General features: G+C 55.6%; 18 protein-coding genes. 10 read left to right on the forward strand and 8 right to left on the reverse strand.

Annotated elements, in window-relative coordinates; translation table 11 throughout:
- Positions 1–12: 12 nt before the first annotated feature.
- From rlmC to ACWKXT_RS00170, 3 genes are all read left to right on the forward strand, one after another.
- Complete coding sequence (gene rlmC / locus ACWKXT_RS00160) at positions 13–1,140, forward strand: 23S rRNA (uracil(747)-C(5))-methyltransferase RlmC (RefSeq protein WP_454531373.1); 1,128 nt, start codon at positions 13–15, stop codon at positions 1,138–1,140.
- A 72-nt stretch (positions 1,141–1,212) separates the two neighbouring features.
- Positions 1,213–1,920, forward strand: a complete 708-nt coding sequence (locus ACWKXT_RS00165) for a response regulator transcription factor (RefSeq protein WP_454528898.1) — start codon at positions 1,213–1,215, stop codon at positions 1,918–1,920.
- A complete protein-coding gene (locus ACWKXT_RS00170; protein ID WP_454531374.1) occupies positions 1,907–3,373 on the forward strand; it encodes a sensor histidine kinase in 1,467 nt (488 codons plus the stop codon). Before ACWKXT_RS00165 ends, ACWKXT_RS00170 begins: the two co-directional genes overlap by 14 nt.
- A 67-nt stretch (positions 3,374–3,440) precedes the next feature.
- Here ACWKXT_RS00170 and artJ read toward each other — a convergent pair whose 3' ends face one another.
- From artJ to ACWKXT_RS00200, 6 genes are all read right to left on the reverse strand, one after another.
- Complete coding sequence (artJ, locus tag ACWKXT_RS00175; RefSeq protein ID WP_454528900.1) at positions 3,441–4,172, reverse strand: arginine ABC transporter substrate-binding protein ArtJ; 732 nt, start codon at positions 4,170–4,172, stop codon at positions 3,441–3,443.
- 179 nt (positions 4,173–4,351) lie between these two features.
- Positions 4,352–5,020, reverse strand: coding sequence for an arginine ABC transporter permease ArtM (gene artM, locus ACWKXT_RS00180; RefSeq protein WP_023310940.1), 669 nt, complete (start codon positions 5,018–5,020; stop codon positions 4,352–4,354).
- Positions 5,020–5,736 (reverse strand): arginine ABC transporter permease ArtQ, encoded by a 717-nt coding sequence (gene artQ / locus ACWKXT_RS00185; RefSeq protein WP_080327747.1) that lies wholly within the window; start codon positions 5,734–5,736, stop codon positions 5,020–5,022. Before artQ ends, artM begins: the two co-directional genes overlap by 1 nt.
- Before the next feature lie 6 nt (positions 5,737–5,742).
- On the reverse strand, positions 5,743–6,474 hold the full coding sequence (gene artI / locus ACWKXT_RS00190; RefSeq protein ID WP_008500032.1) for an arginine ABC transporter substrate-binding protein ArtI: 732 nt from the start codon (positions 6,472–6,474) through the stop codon (positions 5,743–5,745).
- A gap of 19 nt (positions 6,475–6,493) precedes the next feature.
- On the reverse strand, positions 6,494–7,222 hold the full coding sequence (gene artP, locus ACWKXT_RS00195; RefSeq protein ID WP_008500030.1) for an arginine ABC transporter ATP-binding protein ArtP: 729 nt from the start codon (positions 7,220–7,222) through the stop codon (positions 6,494–6,496).
- A gap of 226 nt (positions 7,223–7,448) precedes the next feature.
- Positions 7,449–7,967: a lipoprotein gene (locus tag ACWKXT_RS00200; protein ID WP_454528901.1), complete on the reverse strand. Its 519-nt coding sequence runs from the start codon at positions 7,965–7,967 to the stop codon at positions 7,449–7,451.
- Positions 7,968–8,064: 97 nt separating this feature from the next.
- Here ACWKXT_RS00200 and ACWKXT_RS00205 point away from each other — a divergent pair, with 97 nt between their 5' ends.
- The 3 genes from ACWKXT_RS00205 to ACWKXT_RS00215 all read left to right on the forward strand — a co-directional run bounded on the left by ACWKXT_RS00205 (position 8,065) and on the right by ACWKXT_RS00215 (position 10,113).
- On the forward strand, positions 8,065–8,388 hold the full coding sequence (locus ACWKXT_RS00205) for a heavy metal-binding domain-containing protein (protein ID WP_006174327.1): 324 nt from the start codon (positions 8,065–8,067) through the stop codon (positions 8,386–8,388).
- Complete coding sequence (locus ACWKXT_RS00210; RefSeq protein ID WP_454531375.1) at positions 8,385–9,215, forward strand: N-acetylmuramoyl-L-alanine amidase; 831 nt, start codon at positions 8,385–8,387, stop codon at positions 9,213–9,215. Before ACWKXT_RS00205 ends, ACWKXT_RS00210 begins: the two co-directional genes overlap by 4 nt.
- Positions 9,216–9,489: 274 nt before the next feature.
- Complete coding sequence (locus ACWKXT_RS00215; protein WP_454528903.1) at positions 9,490–10,113, forward strand: helix-turn-helix domain-containing protein; 624 nt, start codon at positions 9,490–9,492, stop codon at positions 10,111–10,113.
- Here ACWKXT_RS00215 and ACWKXT_RS00220 read toward each other — a convergent pair whose 3' ends face one another.
- On the reverse strand, positions 10,114–10,740 hold the full coding sequence (locus ACWKXT_RS00220; protein WP_454531376.1) for a hypothetical protein: 627 nt from the start codon (positions 10,738–10,740) through the stop codon (positions 10,114–10,116). It lies immediately after the preceding gene.
- Entirely contained in the window at positions 10,740–12,302 is a 1,563-nt protein-coding gene (locus ACWKXT_RS00225; RefSeq protein ID WP_454531377.1) for a peptidoglycan-binding protein, read from the reverse strand. Before ACWKXT_RS00225 ends, ACWKXT_RS00220 begins: the two co-directional genes overlap by 1 nt.
- A gap of 300 nt (positions 12,303–12,602) precedes the next feature.
- Here ACWKXT_RS00225 and gspC point away from each other — a divergent pair, with 300 nt between their 5' ends.
- The 4 genes from gspC to gspF are packed head-to-tail and all read left to right on the forward strand — an operon-like array spanning position 12,603 to position 17,965.
- Positions 12,603–13,334, forward strand: a complete 732-nt coding sequence (gspC, locus tag ACWKXT_RS00230) for a type II secretion system protein GspC (protein ID WP_454531378.1) — start codon at positions 12,603–12,605, stop codon at positions 13,332–13,334.
- A 13-nt stretch (positions 13,335–13,347) separates the two neighbouring features.
- On the forward strand, positions 13,348–15,264 hold the full coding sequence (gspD, locus tag ACWKXT_RS00235) for a type II secretion system secretin GspD (protein ID WP_454531379.1): 1,917 nt from the start codon (positions 13,348–13,350) through the stop codon (positions 15,262–15,264).
- A 14-nt stretch (positions 15,265–15,278) separates the two neighbouring features.
- Entirely contained in the window at positions 15,279–16,757 is a 1,479-nt protein-coding gene (gene gspE / locus ACWKXT_RS00240; protein ID WP_454531380.1) for a type II secretion system ATPase GspE, read from the forward strand.
- On the forward strand, positions 16,757–17,965 hold the full coding sequence (gene gspF / locus ACWKXT_RS00245; RefSeq protein WP_454531381.1) for a type II secretion system inner membrane protein GspF: 1,209 nt from the start codon (positions 16,757–16,759) through the stop codon (positions 17,963–17,965). Before gspE ends, gspF begins: the two co-directional genes overlap by 1 nt.
- Positions 17,966–17,967 lie beyond the last annotated feature (2 nt).

Consider the following 17,967-nt stretch of genomic DNA (forward strand, 5'->3'; position numbering starts at 1 on the left):
TAAGGTTTTCATATGCAGTGCGCACTCTATGACGCCGGACGCTGCCGCTCCTGTCAGTGGATAGAACAGCCGGTCTCTCAACAACTCACCGCCAAAATGGCCGACCTGCAACAGCTGCTGGCAGCACACGCGGTGGGCGAGTGGTGCGCACCCGTCAGCGGCCCTGAGCAGGGCTTTCGCAACAAAGCCAAGATGGTGGTCAGCGGCAGCGTTGAAAAACCGCTGCTGGGGATGCTGCACCGCGACGGCACGCCGGAAGACTTAACCGGCTGCCCGCTCTATCCCGCCTCTTTTGAGCCGGTCTTTGCTGCGCTCAAACCGTTTATCGCGCGTGCAGGGTTAACGCCCTACAACGTCGCCCGCAGGCGCGGCGAGCTGAAATACCTTCTGCTGACGGAAAGCCAGATCGACGGTGGGATGATGCTGCGCTTTGTGCTGCGTTCAGAAGCCAGGCTGGAGCAGCTGCGCGCGGCGCTGCCGTGGCTGCAGGCACTGCTTCCGCAGCTTAAGGTCATTACTGCAAATATTCAGCCGGTGCATATGGCGATCATGGAAGGGAAGAAAGAGATTTTCTTCACCGACCAGCACGCGCTGGCTGAAAATTTCAACGGCGTGCCGCTGTGGATCCGCCCGCAAAGCTTCTTCCAGACTAACCCGACAGTGGCAAGCAGCCTGTACGCCACCGCCCGCGACTGGGTGCGCACGTTAAACGTCAAGCATATGTGGGACCTGTTCTGCGGCGTGGGCGGCTTCGGCCTGCACTGCGCCACGCCTGAGATGCAGCTGACGGGGATTGAGATCTCCGCCGAAGCGATCGCCTGTGCGAAACAGTCCGCCGCTGAACTGGGGTTAAGGAACCTGCATTTCCAGGCGCTGGACTCCACGCAGTTCGCGGCCGGGCAGGGCAACGTGCCGGAGCTGGTGCTGGTTAATCCGCCGCGTCGCGGCATTGGCAATGCGCTGTGCGACTACCTGAGCCAGATGGCGCCGAAGTACATCGTTTACTCCAGCTGTAACGCGCAGACCATGGCGAAAGATATCGCCAGCCTGCCGGGCTACCGCATTGAACGCGTGCAGCTTTTCGATATGTTCCCGCACACCGCGCATTATGAAGTGTTGACGCTGCTCGTGAAATCTTAAACAAAATGTGAACTCTGCCGGCCCACAAAATCAGGTAAGCTTACGTCATAAGACATGATTGAAGGCTTACCCATGAAGCAGATCCTGCTGGTGGAAGACGACCACGATATCGCGGCGCTTCTGCGACTCAATTTAGAAGACGAAGGCTACGCCATCACCCACGAGCCCGACGGGGGCAACGCCTTACTGCGCCTTGAAAAACAGCCGTGGGATGCAGTGATCCTCGACCTGATGCTGCCCAACGTTGATGGGCTGGAAATTTGCCGCCGCATCCGTCAGATGACGCGCTACCTGCCGGTGATCATCATCAGCGCCCGCAGCAGCGAAACCGACCGCATCACCGGGCTGGAAACCGGTGCCGATGATTATCTGGCTAAGCCGTTCTCGGTACAGGAGCTGATTGCCCGCATCAAAGCGCTGTTCCGCCGCCAGCAGGCGATGGGGCAGGCGCAGGCAGACGGGCACATTCAGGCTCATGGCCTGACGATCGATCCGCTGGCGCGTAGCGTATTGCTCCACGGTCAGGTGGTGGATCTCACCCCGCGCGAATTCGAGCTGCTGTACTTCTTTGCCCGCCACCCTGGCGACGTTTTTTCGCGGCTGGCGCTGCTGGAGCAGGTGTGGGGCTATCAGCACGAAGGCTACGAGCACACCGTCAACACCCATATCAACCGCCTGCGCATCAAGATTGAGAGGGACGCCGCCGAGCCGGAGATTATTCGCACCGTCTGGGGCAAGGGCTACAAATTTGCGGAGCCAAACCAAGATGCGTCGCTTTAGCCTGAGTCAGCGGCTGACGCTGTTGTTCATTCTGCTTCTGATGCTCTGCGCCACCGTGGCCTGCGCGGTGCAGCTCTACAGCAGCACGCAGTACGGCAATGCGATGGTGCAGCGGCTCTCCGGCGGGCTGGCGCAGCAGATCGTCCAGCGGGAACCGATTCTGGACGCGCAGGGCAGGGTCGACCGCAGCGCGCTAAAACCGCTGTTTGACCGGCTGATGACCTTTAATCCGAGCGTTGAGCTATACGTTATCTCTCCCGACGGCGATATCCTGGCGGACGCCGCGCCGCCGGGCCATATTCAGCGCCAAAAAATCGATCTTGTTCCGGTACAGAACTTCCTTAGCGGCGCGGCGATGCCAGTCTTTGGCGACGATCCGCGAAGCCAGAATAAAAAGGCCTTCAGCGCGACGCCGCTGCGTCAGGACGGCGAGCTTAAGGGATATCTGTACATTATTTTGCAGGGCGAGGAGTCGAACGCGCTGGCGGAAATGGCCTGGCACAAGGCGCTGTGGAGCACCGTCCTGTGGTCATTGCTGTGGGTTGCGCTGTTTGGGCTGCTGGCGGGGTTACTGGTCTGGTACTGGGTAACGCGTCCGGTTAAACGCCTGACGGAAGAGGTTACCGGGCTTGGGCAGGACAGCATCAGCGCCATTAAACAGCTGGCGGCGCAGCCGCTGGAGAGCACGGGGAATGACGAAGTGGCCGTGCTGCGTAACACCTTTATCGAGCTGGCGCGCAAAATCACCTCCCAGTGGGATCAGCTTTCCGACAGCGATCGCCAGCGCCGGGAGTTTATCGCCAATATTTCGCACGATCTTCGCACGCCGCTGACGTCGCTGCTGGGATATCTGGAGATGCTGTCGCTGAAATCCGCTACGCTCACACCCGAGGAACACCAGCAGTACCTTGCCATTGCGCTGCGTCAGGGCCAAAAGATGCGCCACCTGTCGCAGCAGCTGTTCGAACTCGCACGCCTTGAACACGGCGGCATTAAACCGCAGCGCGAACGTTTTGCCATGGGCGAGCTGGTGTCCGACGTGGCGCAAAAATTTGAGCTGGCGGCCCGCACGCGCGAGTTAAATCTGCATATTGATGTACCGGGTCCGCTGCCGCTGGTCTATGCCGACGTGTCGATGATTGAACGGGTAGTGACCAATCTGCTGGATAACGCCATCCGTCATACGCCCGTTGGCGGTGAGATCCGTCTTGCCGTATGGCAGGAAGCGCAGCAACTCCAGGTGGAAGTGGCAGACAGCGGCGCAGGTGTGGATGCCGCACTGCGCGACGACCTGTTCAAACGGCCTTCTGTCCTCAATCCTCAGGCATCGCGTGAGAATCGCGGTGGATTAGGGCTGTTGATCGTTAATCGCATGCTGGAACTGCACGGGGGCGGGATCAGGCTAATGGAGTCGGCAAGCGGGGCACGGTTCAGGTTCTTTGTGCCACTTTGAGAAATTGCCGGGTGACTCGGCCTACAGACTACCACCCCCGTAGGCCGATCCACCCGGCAAAAAAATCTTACTGCGGGAACCACCGATCGCTGATTTTCTGATACGTGCCGTCCGCTTTAATCGCCTTCAGCGCGCCGTTCAGTTTTTCCAGCAGGGCTTTGTTATCCGGACGTACCGCGATACCCAGACCAGTGCCGAAGTACTGTGGATCGGTGACTTTCTCGGTCGCCGTACCCAGCTGCGGGTTGGTTTTCAGCCATTCGTTCACCACGGCGGTGTCGCCGAATACGCCGTCGATACGGCCGTTTTTCAGGTCGATAATCGCGTTCTGGTAGCTGTCATAGGCCACGGTTTTCACTTCAGGATGCTTGTCCTGCAGGTATTTCTGGTGCGTGGTGCCGTTTTCCATCCCGATGCGTTTGTCTTTCAGCTGATCGAAAGAGGTATAAGCGTCTTTCTTCGCAATTACCACCGCCGAGTTGGCGTAGTACGGGTCGGTGAACGCAACCTGCTTGCTGCGCTCCGGCGTGATGTCCATTCCGGAGATCACCGCGTCGTATTTCTTGAATTTCAGCGACGGGATCAGGCTGTCGAACGCGTGGTTGGTAAAGGTGCAGTCGGCCTGCATCTGCTTGCACAGCGCTTTCGCCAGGTCGATGTCGAAACCGACGATCTGGTTGCTGGCATCCAGCGATTCAAACGGCGGATAGGTGGCGGAAACGCCAAAATTAATTTTATCAGCTGCGGATGCGCCAGCGGCGAAGGTTGCGAGTAGTGCGGCCAGAACTAACTTTTTCATGGTAATGCTCCCGTCTGTCTATCTTGTCATTATGCGCCGTGTCTGCGGCATGGATGTACAATGCCAGTTAATGAATTTATATGCAATAAATATGAGTAAATATTGTTTGATGTATAAAAAAAAGCGGATAAGCCATCAGGTTATCCGCTCTGGTAATTACGTTTTATGCACTAACGTGATTAATTTCTGCGCTCAAACGCTAACGCTTTACGCTCGATCAGGCGCATCATCAGCGTCAACAGACCGTTCACCACCAGATAGACCACGCCTGCCGCGCCGAACACCATCACGTCATAGGTGCGCCCGTACAGCAGCTGTCCGTGGCCCATTACTTCCATCAGAGTGATGGTGTAGGCCAGAGAGGTACTCTTGAACACCAGAACCACTTCGTTGGAGTAAGAGGAGAGCGCGCGCTTGAAGGCGTACGGCAGCAGGATCGCCAGCGTGTCTTTCTTGCTCATGCCTAACGCCCCGCAGGACTGCCATTGTCCTTCCGGGATGGCACGGATCGCACCGTAGAACAGCTGGGTGGTATAGGCCGCACTGTTCAGCGAAAGGGCAATCAGGGCGCACAGCCACGGCTCAGAGAGCAGATGCCAGATAACCGGATACTCCTGCAGCGACGGGAACTGGCCCGGGCCGTAGTAGATCAGGAAGATCTGCACCAGCAGCGGCGTACCGGTAAACAGGGTGATGTAGCCGCGCACGATCCATACCAGCACCGGCGTTTTCAGCGTCAGGATGATGGTGAAGATCAGCGCCAGAATCAGCGCCACAATGATCGACGCCACGGTCAGCGTCAGGCTGGTGTGCAGCCCTTTCATCAACTCCGGGAAATATTCAAGCATCAGCCTGGTCTCCGTTCAAAGCGCGTCGCACGCAGGTCAATACGCTTGAGGATGTACTGACTGAGCAACGTGATCACCAGGTAGATAGCCGCCGCCACGATGTACCAGGTAAACGGCTCCTGAGTACGGGTGGCGATACTCTTGGTTTGCAGCATTAAATCATTCACGCTAATCAGGCTCACCAGCGCGGTATCTTTCAGCAGCACCAGCCACTGGTTGCCAAGGCCCGGCAGGGCATGGCGCCACATCTGCGGCATCACCAGGCGGAAGAAGATCGCTGCCTTCGACATGCCGAGCGCCTGACCGGATTCCCACTGCCCCTGCGGAACGGCCTTCAGCGCGCCGCGAAGCGTTTGCGACGCGTATGCGGAATAGAGCAGAGAGAGGGCAATTACGCCGCACAGGAACGGGCTGACGTCAAAGTTCTCAATCTGCATTTGCACCGGGATCTGCGCAAAGCCGAGATTAATCGTGAAGCCGTCCGACAGCGTGAGCAGCAGCTGTGAGGAGCCGAAATAGATGAACAGGACCACCAGAATTTCCGGTAGCCCACGCAGCACGGTGACCAGCGCGGAGCCCGCCCAGGCGACGGGGAACCATTTCGCTGATTCCCACACCGCGAAGAACATCGCCAGCACAAGGCCGATTATCAGTGCGCAAACGGCAAGGCCGACGGTCATCCCGGCGGCGCTTGCTAAAGGTAAAAATTCATTCATCAGGAATTACTTCTGGAACCATTTTTTGTAGATGGTTTCGTAGGTGCCGTCTTTCTTCACTTTTTCCAGCGCAGCGTTGAATTTCTGCTGCAGCTCAGTGTTGCCCTGACGAACGGCAATCCCCAGACCGGTACCGAAGTAATCCTTATCGGTCACTTTGTCGCCCACTGGCGCCAGTTTGTCGTTGGCTTTCAGCCATTCGGTCACGACCGCGGTATCACCAAATACGCCGTCGATACGGCCATTTTGCAGATCCAGCTTCGCGTTCTGGTAGCTGTCATACGGAACGGTGGTGATTTCCGGATGTTTATCCATGATGAATTTCTGGTGCGTGGTGCCGTTCTGCACGCCGACTTTTTTGCCTTTCAGCTGATCGACAGAGGTGAATTTACCTTTCTGACCAATAAACAGGGCGGAGTTGTCGTAGTAAGGGGTGGTGAACAGCACCTGCTTTTCGCGCTCAGGGGTGATGTCCATACCGGCCATCACTGCGTCGATACGACGGAACTTCAGGCTCGGGATCAGGCTGTCGAACGCCTGGTTGCTGAAGGTACAGGTTGCGTCGATCTCTTTACACAGGGCGTTTGCCAGGTCTACATCGAAGCCAACAATTTTGTTGTTCGCATCAATGGACTCAAACGGAGGGTAAGAGGCTTCCGTGGCGAAACGAATGGTCTGGGCTGCGGTAGCGGAAAGGGTAACGCCAGCAAGCAGTACGGCAAGTAATACTTTTTTCATTATATTTCCCCTGACACAATCAATGAGATAAATAGTTTTTGAAGGCATCGGTTTGCGGGTTCGCGAAGCAGCTCGCGTCACCTTGCTCAACGATATACCCGTTTTCCATATAGACCACACGGCTGGCGGTTTTACGCGCCACTTCCACTTCGTGGGTAACAATGACCTGCGTGATATTGGTTTCTGCCAGCTCGCGGATGATGCTGACGATCTGGGCGGTGATTTCCGGATCCAGCGCTGCGGTCGGTTCATCAAACAGCAGCACCGCGGGCTCCATCATCAGCGCACGGGCGATCGCCACGCGCTGCTGCTGACCGCCAGAAAGGTGCAGCGGATAGCGGTCGCTGTAGGGCTTAAGGCGCAGGCGCTCCAGCAGCTTTTCGGCACGCGCGATTGCCTGATCTTTACTTAATCCCAGCACGCGGCACGGGGCTTCAATCAGGTTTTGCAGGACGGTCAGATGCGGCCAGAGATTGTATTGCTGGAAGACCATGCCGACGTTTTGACGCAGTTCGCGAATCGCTTTATCAGACGGGGTTTTCGCGAAATCAAAATGGTTGCCGGCAATCGCCAGCGTACCGGAACGGGGCATTTCAAGCAGATTAAGGACACGCAGAAGAGAGCTTTTGCCTGCACCGCTTGGGCCAAGCAAAACCAGCGTTTCGCCTTCCGGGCAGTTCAGCGTGATGTCAAACAGCGCCTGGTGTGCGCCGTAGAAGCAGTTAATGCCGTTTAGTTTAATACTCATCGGGGCAGTCTTTACTCATCCAGGCAATCTATAGCAATTGAGGCCGCAGATAGTACCGTTGACAGAATAGTTATGCAATATTTCTGCGTTAAAAGTTAAATATAACCCGCATTTCCTCTTAAACATAGCACAAAATAGCGAACGGCAAGGTCGGCGAGTATAAATGTCGGCATTCCGCATGAAATGCCGCACATTTTTCGGGGGTAACGCTTTTGCAATGGATGGTTTAGCGGTTCTCAACCGACTGGCGCAGCGTGCCTGCCGGGGCATGAACGCTGCCGCCAATATAGCGCACGTCATCTATTGCCCAGCACTGGCCTTCACGGATCATCAGCACTTCATCCTGCCAGGTCTGGGTGCCCTGGGTCAGCTTCACGCGCAGAGGAATGTTTCGCGCATCGGTGTTCGGGATGGTTGATGCGCTGGCGACGTCGGCGCTGTCCGGCAGCGTGGCGCGGCTGGAGAACGGATCGGATTTCAGCAGGGCGTTATGCTGCGGATCCCGGGTGGCATCGTTCAGCAGTTTTGCCAGACTATCGCTCAGGTACGGGCGCAGGGCGGTCAGATCATTTCCGCGATGCTGAATACGGTAATCATAAAATTGTTGCGCCACGGCGTCCGGGCCGCCCTCGATACAAGGGCCGCTGCGGGTACCGATATCCTTAAAGGCTGGCGTGACCGTGGTAGTACAGGCGCTGAGCACCAGCGCGCAGGGCACTAAAAGCGTTAAAGCAGAGTAGCGCATGTTGATTTCCTTATTTATTAACTATCCTTTCAATCATAGCGTAACGAACCGATAATGCTGTTGCTAACGCATTGAACGCTAAAGAAGGAGAGAAAGTATGCAGTTTTCAACAACGCCAACCCTGGAAGGGCAACCTATTACCGAGTACTGCGGCGTGGTCACCGGCGAAGCGATTCTGGGCGCGAATATTTTCCGGGATTTCTTTGCCGGCATTCGTGACATCGTCGGTGGACGTTCCGGCGCGTACGAAAAAGAGCTGCGTAAAGCGCGCGAAATTGCCTTTAAAGAGCTGGGTGAGCAGGCCAAAGCGCTGGGCGCGGATGCGGTGGTGGGCATTGATATCGACTACGAAACGGTCGGAAAAGATGCCAGCATGCTGATGGTGAGCGTAAGCGGCACGGCGGTGAAAACCCGTCGATGAAGCGTTCGCTTTCAATGCTCCTGCTGGCGATGTTGCTGGCAGGATGCGCCCAGGAAAATGGGATCGTCGATAAAGGCGCCTACGAACTGGATACGCGTCATCAGGCACAGGCGGCCTATCCGCGTATCAAGGTGCTGGTGATCCACTACACTGCGGATGATTTCGACACTTCGCTTGCGACCCTAACCGACAAAAACGTCAGTTCGCATTATCTGATCCCCGCGAAGCCCCCGTCGCCGGACGGTAAGCCGCGCATCTGGCAGCTGGTGCCGGAGAGCGAGCTGGCCTGGCATGCGGGCATCAGCTTCTGGCGCGGCACTAACCGTATAAATGATACGTCTGTCGGCATTGAGCTGGAAAATCGTGGCTGGCAGAAAACGGCCGGGGTGAAGCATTTTACGCCGTTCGAGCCTGCGCAGATTGCAGCGCTGGTGCCGCTCGCGAAAGACATTATCGCCCGCTATCACATCAGGCCTGAAAACGTGGTGGCCCATTCGGACATTGCGCCTCAGCGTAAAGACGATCCTGGCCCGCTGTTCCCGTGGCGACAGCTGGCGCAGCAGGGAATAGGGGCATGGCCCGATCCCGCCCGTGTGGCATTCTATATAAATGGTCGACCGCGCTTTCAGCAAGTGGATACCGCCGCGTTACTCGATTTACTCGCGCGCTACGGCTATGAGGTACCGGTCAACAGTACGCCGGCGCAGCAGAAACGTATCATTATGGCATTCCAGATGCACTTCAGGCCTGAGCTGTGGAACGGTGCAGGCGATGTAGAAACGATGGCAATTGCTGAAGCACTCTTAGAGAAATACGGGCAGGGGTAATCCTTCGGAATACCCCCGAATGAGTAGTTTTTTCCTTAACCTCTTCAGATTAATCTTAAGTACAAACTCAATTCATTTTTAGTTAATTGACTTAAAATTATCCGCATTTAAGATAGACACATAGCTTGCTAACTAATGCAGCAAATGAATATATCGCATTCGGCTTTTATTTCTTCTCCTTGAGAGCATCTTCAGGAAAATATTCTGAGGTTAAGGCTTTTTATTGCCTTATTCCTGTGAATTAAAAATTTCACATCTTAAATCGGGTATAACAATGTTAAGCATCTACGCAAAAAAATTACGTCCGCAACATGAAATGGAAGCCATTATTTCTGCGACCACAGGTTTTGAAGAAAAAACCTTAAAGAAGTGGCAAAAAATATCGACGTCTGACTCACAGTATATTCATATTATCGTCAGCGGCGAAGTGGAATTCCGACGCGAATCCGACGAGCTGTGCATGTTCACGGTAACGGGCCAGTGTATTTTTGGACTCTCCTCTATGTACTACAACGCAACCCACATGTACGGCCTCGTTCGCGCCAACACCGTGGTGCGTTCGATCAAAAAAGAGGTCTTCGCGCAGCTGATGACCGACAACAATTTATGGCCTCAACTGACCAAAGTTCTCTCCTGGTACATTTGCATGTTGAGCAAACGTGACGATGTCCTGGTCGCCCGTAGTGCTTATTCGGTGGTGCGTGAATTTTTGTACGAAATTAACGATCTGATTGTTCATCATCAGCGCGATATCAATATTTATGATTATATTCAGGAATACACCAACCTGGCGCGCAGTACCATTATTAAAATCCTCTCCGATCTGAAAAAAGGTCAGTACATTGTTGTGGAAAAGGGTCGGCTCCTTAACCTGACAACATTGCCTGAAAAATATTAACTACTCCAGCCGGTCTCCTTTCTCACTCAAAGGAGACCGGGGATCCACTTTATGCAACACATCCTTCTGCGAATTATCCTGCGTCTCGTCAACAGGCGGCGCGGGAATTTTTCCTTGCGAATAATCCTGTTCCTGTTCTTTTAATGCTTGTTTAAACAACTCAGTTAATGAGGCATCCTCACCGCCTGCGCTCGCGGGTACCGTATCGTGCGCTTCGGTTCCGGGTAAGGTATCCCGCGACGTATCGTGCGGCGCGCCGCCGTCAGGCGCCTGCTGCCAGTCTGCATCATCGCTATTGATGGGCAGATCCTGCATGGCAGGAACATCAGCCTGCACCGGCGCGGGTTTCGGATGCGGATGCGGGAATGGCTTACTCACATACACATAATGCATATCTGAAAGCTGCGTTTCGGGTTTCGCGACGCTGGCTTTGACCGGTTCTGGTGCCGGATGGCGCAGGTTCCAGTAAACGTGTGCGTACAGTCCCGCCATCACCATGGCGCACAAACCCAACGTCCATAAAAAAGTATGACTGAAGAATTTTCTCAGGCTGGGCAGGCGGTACGAAAACCAGACCGCCTCTCCGCTGGTATAGCTGCGCTGAGCCGCAAGACAGATAGTCGACATTAGGAATGCTTCTCCTGCGTTTTAGCGTCTGGTGTGTTGTGAGTGGCCTGAAGCAGTACGCTCGGCGTGGTATGCGTTTCACGCATCAGCTGCATCAGCGTATCTTCCCCAGGAATACCATCCACATGCAGATGCATTTTTTGCTGAAACTCACGGGTGCGTTTCATCATCTCCGCCGTCCAGGTTTGTGAATGCGTTTCAGGCTGGGCAAGAGCCACGCTCAGCTGCTGATCCAGCCAGCCCATATCTTTCGCATCGCTGGCGGCACTGATGGCGTCTTTACCTTCCGGCGTCAGGCGATGGAGTTGGGTATAGTTCCCTGTCGCATGCTGGTTAAACCAGCTACGGCTCACCTGCCAGGTGCGGTTGTTCATCAGCAGGTCGATAGAGGTATCTCCGACACGGGCGACCACGGCGTAGTTAAGATGGCCACCGGTTTTGAGTTCACTCACCCACGGGTAACCTTCCTTCGCGAGCGCATCCGGTGTGGCGCTACCCTGTTTACACATCAGATTCACCTTCGCGGCGTTCTGACACAGGGCATCGTCCGCCGAGGCGTCATATCCCCACATCAGGTAAAGCTGGTGCATCGCATCCGGTTGATTAACCATTTCGTTGTCGATAACCGGCACCACGGGGGCCTCAACTTTCGGGGCCTGCTGTTTCCAGCTGACGGGGACCGGCAGTTGAATCGGAAGTTTTGCGTTAATCGAAGAGGTCAAATACCAGCCGCAGGCAGCGAATAGCACGGAAGCGAACAGTCCCACGGTTGCCAGGCGCTTACCGTGTTTATTCACCGGGAGGATCTCACCGGCCGCCAGGCGTAAATGACGCGGGCTGACCTGTAGCGCACGTTCGGTCCAGGCGGCCAGCATTGACAGGTGTGCCAGTTCATTCAGTTTGCTGATATTCCCTTTGGTCAGCGCGTGCATTTTGCGCACGCGCGCCGGGGTTAGCGGCGAATTCTCACACCCGTGTTCTTCACACTGCGCCTGCACATAGCTCAGGTATTCGCGGCAGGTGAGGGGGCGCAGGACATGATGGGTGTGCGTATATTCGTGCAGTTCAGGTTGCTTTAGCAGGCGTTCCTGATCCGCCGTGCCCGTCAGCACCACGGCGAGCCGGAAGTTCAGCTCCTGGGCACGCGTGAGCAGCGTTCCCAGGACTTCACGGCAGCTCTCCTTCATGGCTTCGGAATGGGCGATCGTCAGCACTCTGGATTTTGCTTTCCCCTCCTGCCACTGGCGCAGGACGGCATCCACCGCCTGCATGCGATCTTTAATCGCTTTCGTTCCCGGGTTGAGTTTGTACAGCAGGCTACTGGCACTCAGTTTGGGAAACGCGTTGATGGCAATAACGGTAGGGTTGCTGGCTTTCAGCGCGTCGATGAAGTGGCCCGGAAGCGGAGCGTCGTCGCAAAAAAGCCCGATAATTCCCGCCAGCTGGGTTTTCTCTTTCAGCAGGTTGAACACGTCCTGATGATAAGGCACCAGAAAATCCCCGGATAAACGGGTGATTTCCCTGAACGGCGGGTTTTTAAATTTAAAGTGGCTCTGATACATAACGACTGACCGTCTCCGATTAGGAATAGCAACAGGACGAGAAAGTAAAGCAACGCTATAGGGTGGTCAATTTGCGCACAGGGTAAAAATGTCCTGCTGATATCGCCTAACATCTGGATTTTATACGGTCAATATTTTTCTGTATGAAAGTTGGTGGCGAAGTCAGTGGTCGTATTTGCAACAGCTTATTACTATTTTCCTCCATATTGGCGCAGTATGACGCTGCTTATTTTTGCTTTGCTATAGGCCGGATAAAAAATGAGGTTCTCATTTCTGTCACGGTGGATAACGCCTTGTATTATGTTTGTGCTGCTCATTTTTAGCGGCCAGCAAGGGTATCTCACCTTAAAAGATTATAAAAAAGTTACGAATAAGTTGGCTAAATCTGATCTACAGCCGCTGAAAAAAACGCGTGAAGAGAAACCCTTCACGCTTTTTACGGCTGCCGTCCGTCAGGAAAACTTACCGGCTGCGGCAAAAGCCCCGCTGGCAGCGGAGATAGAGGGCATTGTGCGCAGTGATGACGCCTGGCTCTCCTTCGCTGTCATCAAAACCCCTGGCGGTCAGCGAAGCTACCGTGAGGGTGAACCGCTCGCCGGTTTTAACGACGCATTTATTCAGGAAATAAACAAAGATAGTGTTGTGGTTAATTATGAAGGTGCTACGCAGGTACTGGCGTTAAATAAACCGGACTATTTTAAGGGCGGCGTGGATAGCGGCCCGGTTACAAAATCGACGAAAGATGCCGGCGCAGACAGTTTGCATCTTGATGATTATCTGGTGTTAAAACCCCTCATGGAAAAAGGCCGACTGGAAGGCTACAGGATAAATCCAAGGAATGCCTCCGCCTTTTACAGTCAGTCAGGTCTCGAAAAAGGCGATGTGGCGGTTCAGGTTAACTCTGTCGATATGACCGATGAAGCAAAAGCGAAAAGCATTATTGCCAACTGGTCGAAAATGAAAGAAGCGGAGGTCGTCGTACGGCGTCACGCTCACCTTGAAAATATTCGGGTTAATGTTCTAAACAATTAACAAGTGTGCAGACATGAAAAAATTTCCCTGGGCGTGCGTGGCGCTGACCGCATTGTCGTTATATTCCAGTTCGCTGCTTGCAGCTAACTTTAGCGCGAGTTTTAAAAATACCGATATCCGCGAGTTTATCGATACGGTAGGTCGCAATCTCAACAAAACCATTCTGGTCGATCCGTCTGTCCAGGGAACCGTCTCGGTCAGAACCTACAACGTGCTGACGGAAGATGAGTACTACCAGTTCTTTCTGAGCGTGCTGGATCTCTACGGCCTGTCGGTGATCCCGATGGACAACGGTATGGTCAAAGTGGTGCGCTCAAGTGTGGCGCGTACCGCCGGTGCGCCGCTGGCCGACAGCAAAAATCCGGGCAAAGGTGATGAGATCATCACCCGCGTGGTGCGCATGGAAAATGTGCCGGTGCGCGAACTCGCTCCGCTGCTGCGCCAGCTCAACGATGCCACCGGCATCGGCAACGTGGTGCACTTCGAGCCGTCCAATGTGCTGCTGTTAACCGGTAAAGCCTCGGTGGTGAACCGTCTGGTGGATCTGGTGCAGCGCGTCGATAAAGATGGTATTCAGCGCCGCGAAATCATCCCGCTGCGCTTTGCCTCTGCCAAAGAGCTTTCGGATATGTTGAACAACCTCAACAATGAAGAGCAAAAAGGGCAGAACGCGCCGCAGCTGGCGACCAAGGTGGTGGCGGATGTCGAAACCAACAGCCTGGTGATCAGCGGTTCGGAAGATGCGCGGGCGCGTACCCGTTCCCTTATTCATCAGCTGGATCGCGAGCAGAATAACGAGGGGAATACCCGCGTCTTCTACCTCAAATATGCCAGCGCTACCAAAGTGGTGCCGGTGCTGACCGGGATTGGTGAGCAGCTGAAAGACAAGCCGGGCGCGGCCAAAGCGAAAACCGCGAGCGCCTCAACTGACCTGAATATTACCGCCGACGAGTCAACCAACTCCCTGGTGATCACCGCGCAGCCTAACGTGATGAACTCTCTGGAGAAGGTGATCGACAAGCTGGATATTCGCCGTCCGCAGGTGCTGGTGGAAGCGATCATTGCCGAAGTGCAGGACGGCAACGGCCTGGATCTTGGCGTGCAGTGGACCAGCAAGCACGGCGGCGTGCAGTTTGGCTCAACCGGCCTGCCAATCAGCCAGATTAAAAATGGCACCATGAAGGGGGCGAGCTTCACTGGCCTTGCGACCGGCTTCTTCAACGGTGATTTTGGCGCCCTGATGACCGCGCTCTCTACCGACGGTAAAAACGACATTCTCTCCACGCCAAGCGTGGTCACGCTGGATAACAAAGAAGCGTCGTTTAACGTGGGTCAGGACGTGCCGGTCCTTTCCGGTTCGCAGACCACCAGCGGCGATAACGTCTTTAACTCCGTTGAGCGTAAGACGGTGGGGACCAAGCTGAAGATTGTGCCGCAAATCAACGATGGCGACATGATCCACCTGAAGATTGAGCAGGAAGTCTCCAGCGTTGACAACAGCGCGACGGAAGATGCCAGCCTCGGCCCAACCTTCAACACGCGCACGATTAATAACGAAGTGATGGTCCACAGTGGCCAGACGGTGGTGCTCGGCGGCCTGATGGAAAATGTGACCAAACAGTCGGTCTCCAAAGTGCCGCTGCTCGGCGATATCCCGCTGGTCGGTCAGCTGTTCCGCTACACCTCGCAGGATACCTCCAAACGCAACCTGATGGTGTTTATTCATACCACCGTCCTGCGTGACGACGACAACTACAGCGCAGCCTCGAAAGAGAAATATGACCAGATCCGCGCCCGACAGCAGCAGCGTGTGGAAGAGAAGAAGCTGGGCATTATTGAACCGACGGACAACGCCGTACTGCCAGCGTTTCCTGCCGCCAGCGCCGCACCCGCGAAAACTTCCGCGGCACGCAATCCGTTTAAAGAGTAAGGCGGAGGGGCACCGTGGACGAACTGAGTAAAACCCTGTGTAGCAGCAACTACGCAAAAGATAACGGCGTTCTGCTTTACAACAATGACGTCTATATCCGTGAGGACACCCCGGCGTTAGCACTGCTGGAGGTGCGCCGGGTGCTGGGATGCGCGTTCGTCCCGATCACCCTGGCGCCGGAAGCGTTTGACGAGATGCTGGCCAAAATCTGGCAGCAGAGCAGCGGCGTGTCGCAGCAGCTGGTGGACGACATGGACGCGGATATCGATCTGATGGCGTTAACCGAGGAGATCCCGGATAACGAAGATCTGCTCGATAACGATGAAAACTCGCCGGTGATCCGCCTGATCAACGCCATTCTGGGCGAGGCGGTGAAGGACGGCGCGTCGGATATTCATATCGAAACCTTCGAGCGCACCCTGAGCATTCGCTTTCGCGTTGACGGCGTGCTGCGCCCGGTGCTGCAGCCGGCGCGCAAGCTCGCGCCGCTGCTGGTGTCGCGTATTAAGGTCATGTCGAAGCTGGACATCGCCGAGAAGCGTCTGCCGCAGGATGGCCGTATCTCTCTGCGCATCGGTCGCAAGGCCATCGATGTGCGCGTCTCGACCATTCCGTCCCAGTACGGCGAGCGCGTGGTCATGCGTCTGCTCGACAAAAGTAACCTGAAGCCCGACATCAACAAGCTGGGGCTGATCGACGAAGAGCTGGAGAAGCTGAAAGGGCTGATTGACCGCCCGCACGGCATTATCCTGGTCACCGGCCCGACGGGTTCCGGTAAAAGTACCACGCTGTACGCCATACTCTCGGCGCTGAACGGTCACGAGCGCAACATTCTGACCGTGGAAGATCCGATTGAGTACGAGCTGGAAGGGGTGGGACAGACGCAGGTTAACCCGCGCGTGGACATGACCTTTGCCCGCGGGCTGCGCGCCATTCTGCGTCAGGACCCGGATGTGGTGATGATCGGGGAAATTCGTGACGGCGAAACCGCGCAAATTGCGGTGCAGGCGTCGCTCACCGGTCACCTGGTCATGTCGACGCTGCACACCAACAGTGCCGCAGGGGCGATAACCCGTCTGCGGGACATGGGGCTGGAATCTTTTTTAATCGGTTCATCGTTGCTCGGTGTCATTGCCCAGCGTCTGGTGCGTCGACTGTGCACGCACTGCCGGACTACCAGTCCGCTGGACGCCAATGAAAAAGCGCTGTTCAGCTTTATGGACGCGCCGCCAAAAGTGATTTACCGCGCGGTGGGGTGTGAGCACTGCCGCCAGAGCGGCTATCAGGGCCGTGCCGGTATTCATGAATTCCTGGTGGTGGACAGCACCATGCGTCGCGCTATTCATGAAGATAAAGATGAAATGTCCATCGAAACGCAGCTCTTTAAGCAGGCCTACAGCCTGCGTGAAAACGGGTTGCTGAAGGTGATTAGCGGCGTGACCTCGCTGGAAGAGGTGATGCGCGTGACCGCCGAACGCGGGGGAGATGCGTAATGGCCTTCTACGCGTGGACGGCGACGGATGTCGCAGGCAAAACCCAGCGCGGCACGCTGCAGGCCGAGGGGCAAAAGCAGGTTCGCCAGATGTTGCGCGAACAAAAGCTGATGCCCGTCAGCATCACCGAAACCCGCGAGGCGGCGGCAGGCGGAAAAGCGAAAACCGGGGCGAAGTTCTCCACCCCGGTACTGTCGATGTTTACCCGTCAGCTTTCGACGCTGGTGAACGCCGCGCTGCCGCTGGAGAGCGCGCTGAAGGCGATCTCGAAGCAGACGGAAGACAAAAAGCTGGCGGCGATGGTGGTGGAGATCCGCGAGAAGGTGGTGGAAGGCCACACCCTGTTCGATGCCTTCAGTCAATTTCCGCGCACCTTCGACAAGCTCTACTGCACCCTGGTGATGGCCGGTGAAAAGACCGGCCACCTGGGCGACGTGCTGGAGAAGCTGGCGGAGTACAACGAGCAGCGCCAGAAGATGAAAAGCAAGCTGACGCAGGCGATGGTCTACCCGATAACCCTCACCGTGGTCGCCATCGCGGTGATCAGCATCCTGCTGGTGGCAGTTGTACCGCAGGTCATTGAGCAGTTCACCCACATGAAGCAGCAGCTGCCGATCACCACCCGTACGCTGATTGCGGTGAGCGATTTCCTGCAGGCGTACGGCATTTATATTGTGGGTATCCTGGGCGGCGGCTTTATCGGCTTTAAAACCTGGCTGAGGAATGCCAAAAACCGTTTTCACTGGCACAGCTGGCTGGTGAACGGCTCGCCGATCAAAAAGCTGGTCTGCGCCATCAACAGCGCCCGCTACATCCGTACCCTGAGCATTTTGCAGGCCAGCAGCGTGCCGCTGCTGGAGGGGATGTACATTGCAATGGACGGTATCGAAAACCTCTACGCCCGGCAGGTGCTGGAGCAGGCGGCGGATACCGTGCGCCAGGGGGCGTCACTGTACGCGGCGCTGGAGCAGGCGAAATTATTCCCGCCGACCATGCTGTATATGATCGCCTCCGGCGAAGAGAGCGGGGAATTAGGTAATTTAATGGACCGCGCGGCGGAAAACCAGGAATCGGCATTACAGCATCGAATTACATTAACGCTGTCGGTATTTGAACCGGCGCTGGTGGTATCCATGGCAACGATTGTTTTATTCATCGTACTGTCAATATTACAACCGCTTCTGCAACTTAATAATATGGTAGGTTAAAT

This window comes from Enterobacter sp. UPMP701 (assembly GCF_053709515.1).

Excerpts from the sequence above, each read along its gene's own strand:
- rlmC (WP_454531373.1), top strand. The coding sequence starts at position 13 with ATGCAGTGCGCACTCTATGACGCCGGACGCTGCCGCTCCTGTCAGTGG.
- ACWKXT_RS00165 (WP_454528898.1), top strand. The coding sequence starts at position 1,213 with ATGAAGCAGATCCTGCTGGTGGAAGACGACCACGATATCGCGGCGCTT.
- ACWKXT_RS00170 (WP_454531374.1), top strand. The coding sequence starts at position 1,907 with ATGCGTCGCTTTAGCCTGAGTCAGCGGCTGACGCTGTTGTTCATTCTG.
- artJ (WP_454528900.1), bottom strand. The coding sequence starts at position 4,172 with ATGAAAAAGTTAGTTCTGGCCGCACTACTCGCAACCTTCGCCGCTGGC.
- artM (WP_023310940.1), bottom strand. The coding sequence starts at position 5,020 with ATGCTTGAATATTTCCCGGAGTTGATGAAAGGGCTGCACACCAGCCTG.
- artQ (WP_080327747.1), bottom strand. The coding sequence starts at position 5,736 with ATGAATGAATTTTTACCTTTAGCAAGCGCCGCCGGGATGACCGTCGGC.
- artI (WP_008500032.1), bottom strand. The coding sequence starts at position 6,474 with ATGAAAAAAGTATTACTTGCCGTACTGCTTGCTGGCGTTACCCTTTCC.
- artP (WP_008500030.1), bottom strand. The coding sequence starts at position 7,222 with ATGAGTATTAAACTAAACGGCATTAACTGCTTCTACGGCGCACACCAG.
- ACWKXT_RS00200 (WP_454528901.1), bottom strand. The coding sequence starts at position 7,967 with ATGCGCTACTCTGCTTTAACGCTTTTAGTGCCCTGCGCGCTGGTGCTC.
- ACWKXT_RS00205 (WP_006174327.1), top strand. The coding sequence starts at position 8,065 with ATGCAGTTTTCAACAACGCCAACCCTGGAAGGGCAACCTATTACCGAG.
- ACWKXT_RS00210 (WP_454531375.1), top strand. The coding sequence starts at position 8,385 with ATGAAGCGTTCGCTTTCAATGCTCCTGCTGGCGATGTTGCTGGCAGGA.
- ACWKXT_RS00215 (WP_454528903.1), top strand. The coding sequence starts at position 9,490 with ATGTTAAGCATCTACGCAAAAAAATTACGTCCGCAACATGAAATGGAA.
- ACWKXT_RS00220 (WP_454531376.1), bottom strand. The coding sequence starts at position 10,740 with ATGTCGACTATCTGTCTTGCGGCTCAGCGCAGCTATACCAGCGGAGAG.
- ACWKXT_RS00225 (WP_454531377.1), bottom strand. The coding sequence starts at position 12,302 with ATGTATCAGAGCCACTTTAAATTTAAAAACCCGCCGTTCAGGGAAATC.
- gspC (WP_454531378.1), top strand. The coding sequence starts at position 12,603 with ATGTTTGTGCTGCTCATTTTTAGCGGCCAGCAAGGGTATCTCACCTTA.
- gspD (WP_454531379.1), top strand. The coding sequence starts at position 13,348 with ATGAAAAAATTTCCCTGGGCGTGCGTGGCGCTGACCGCATTGTCGTTA.
- gspF (WP_454531381.1), top strand. The coding sequence starts at position 16,757 with ATGGCCTTCTACGCGTGGACGGCGACGGATGTCGCAGGCAAAACCCAG.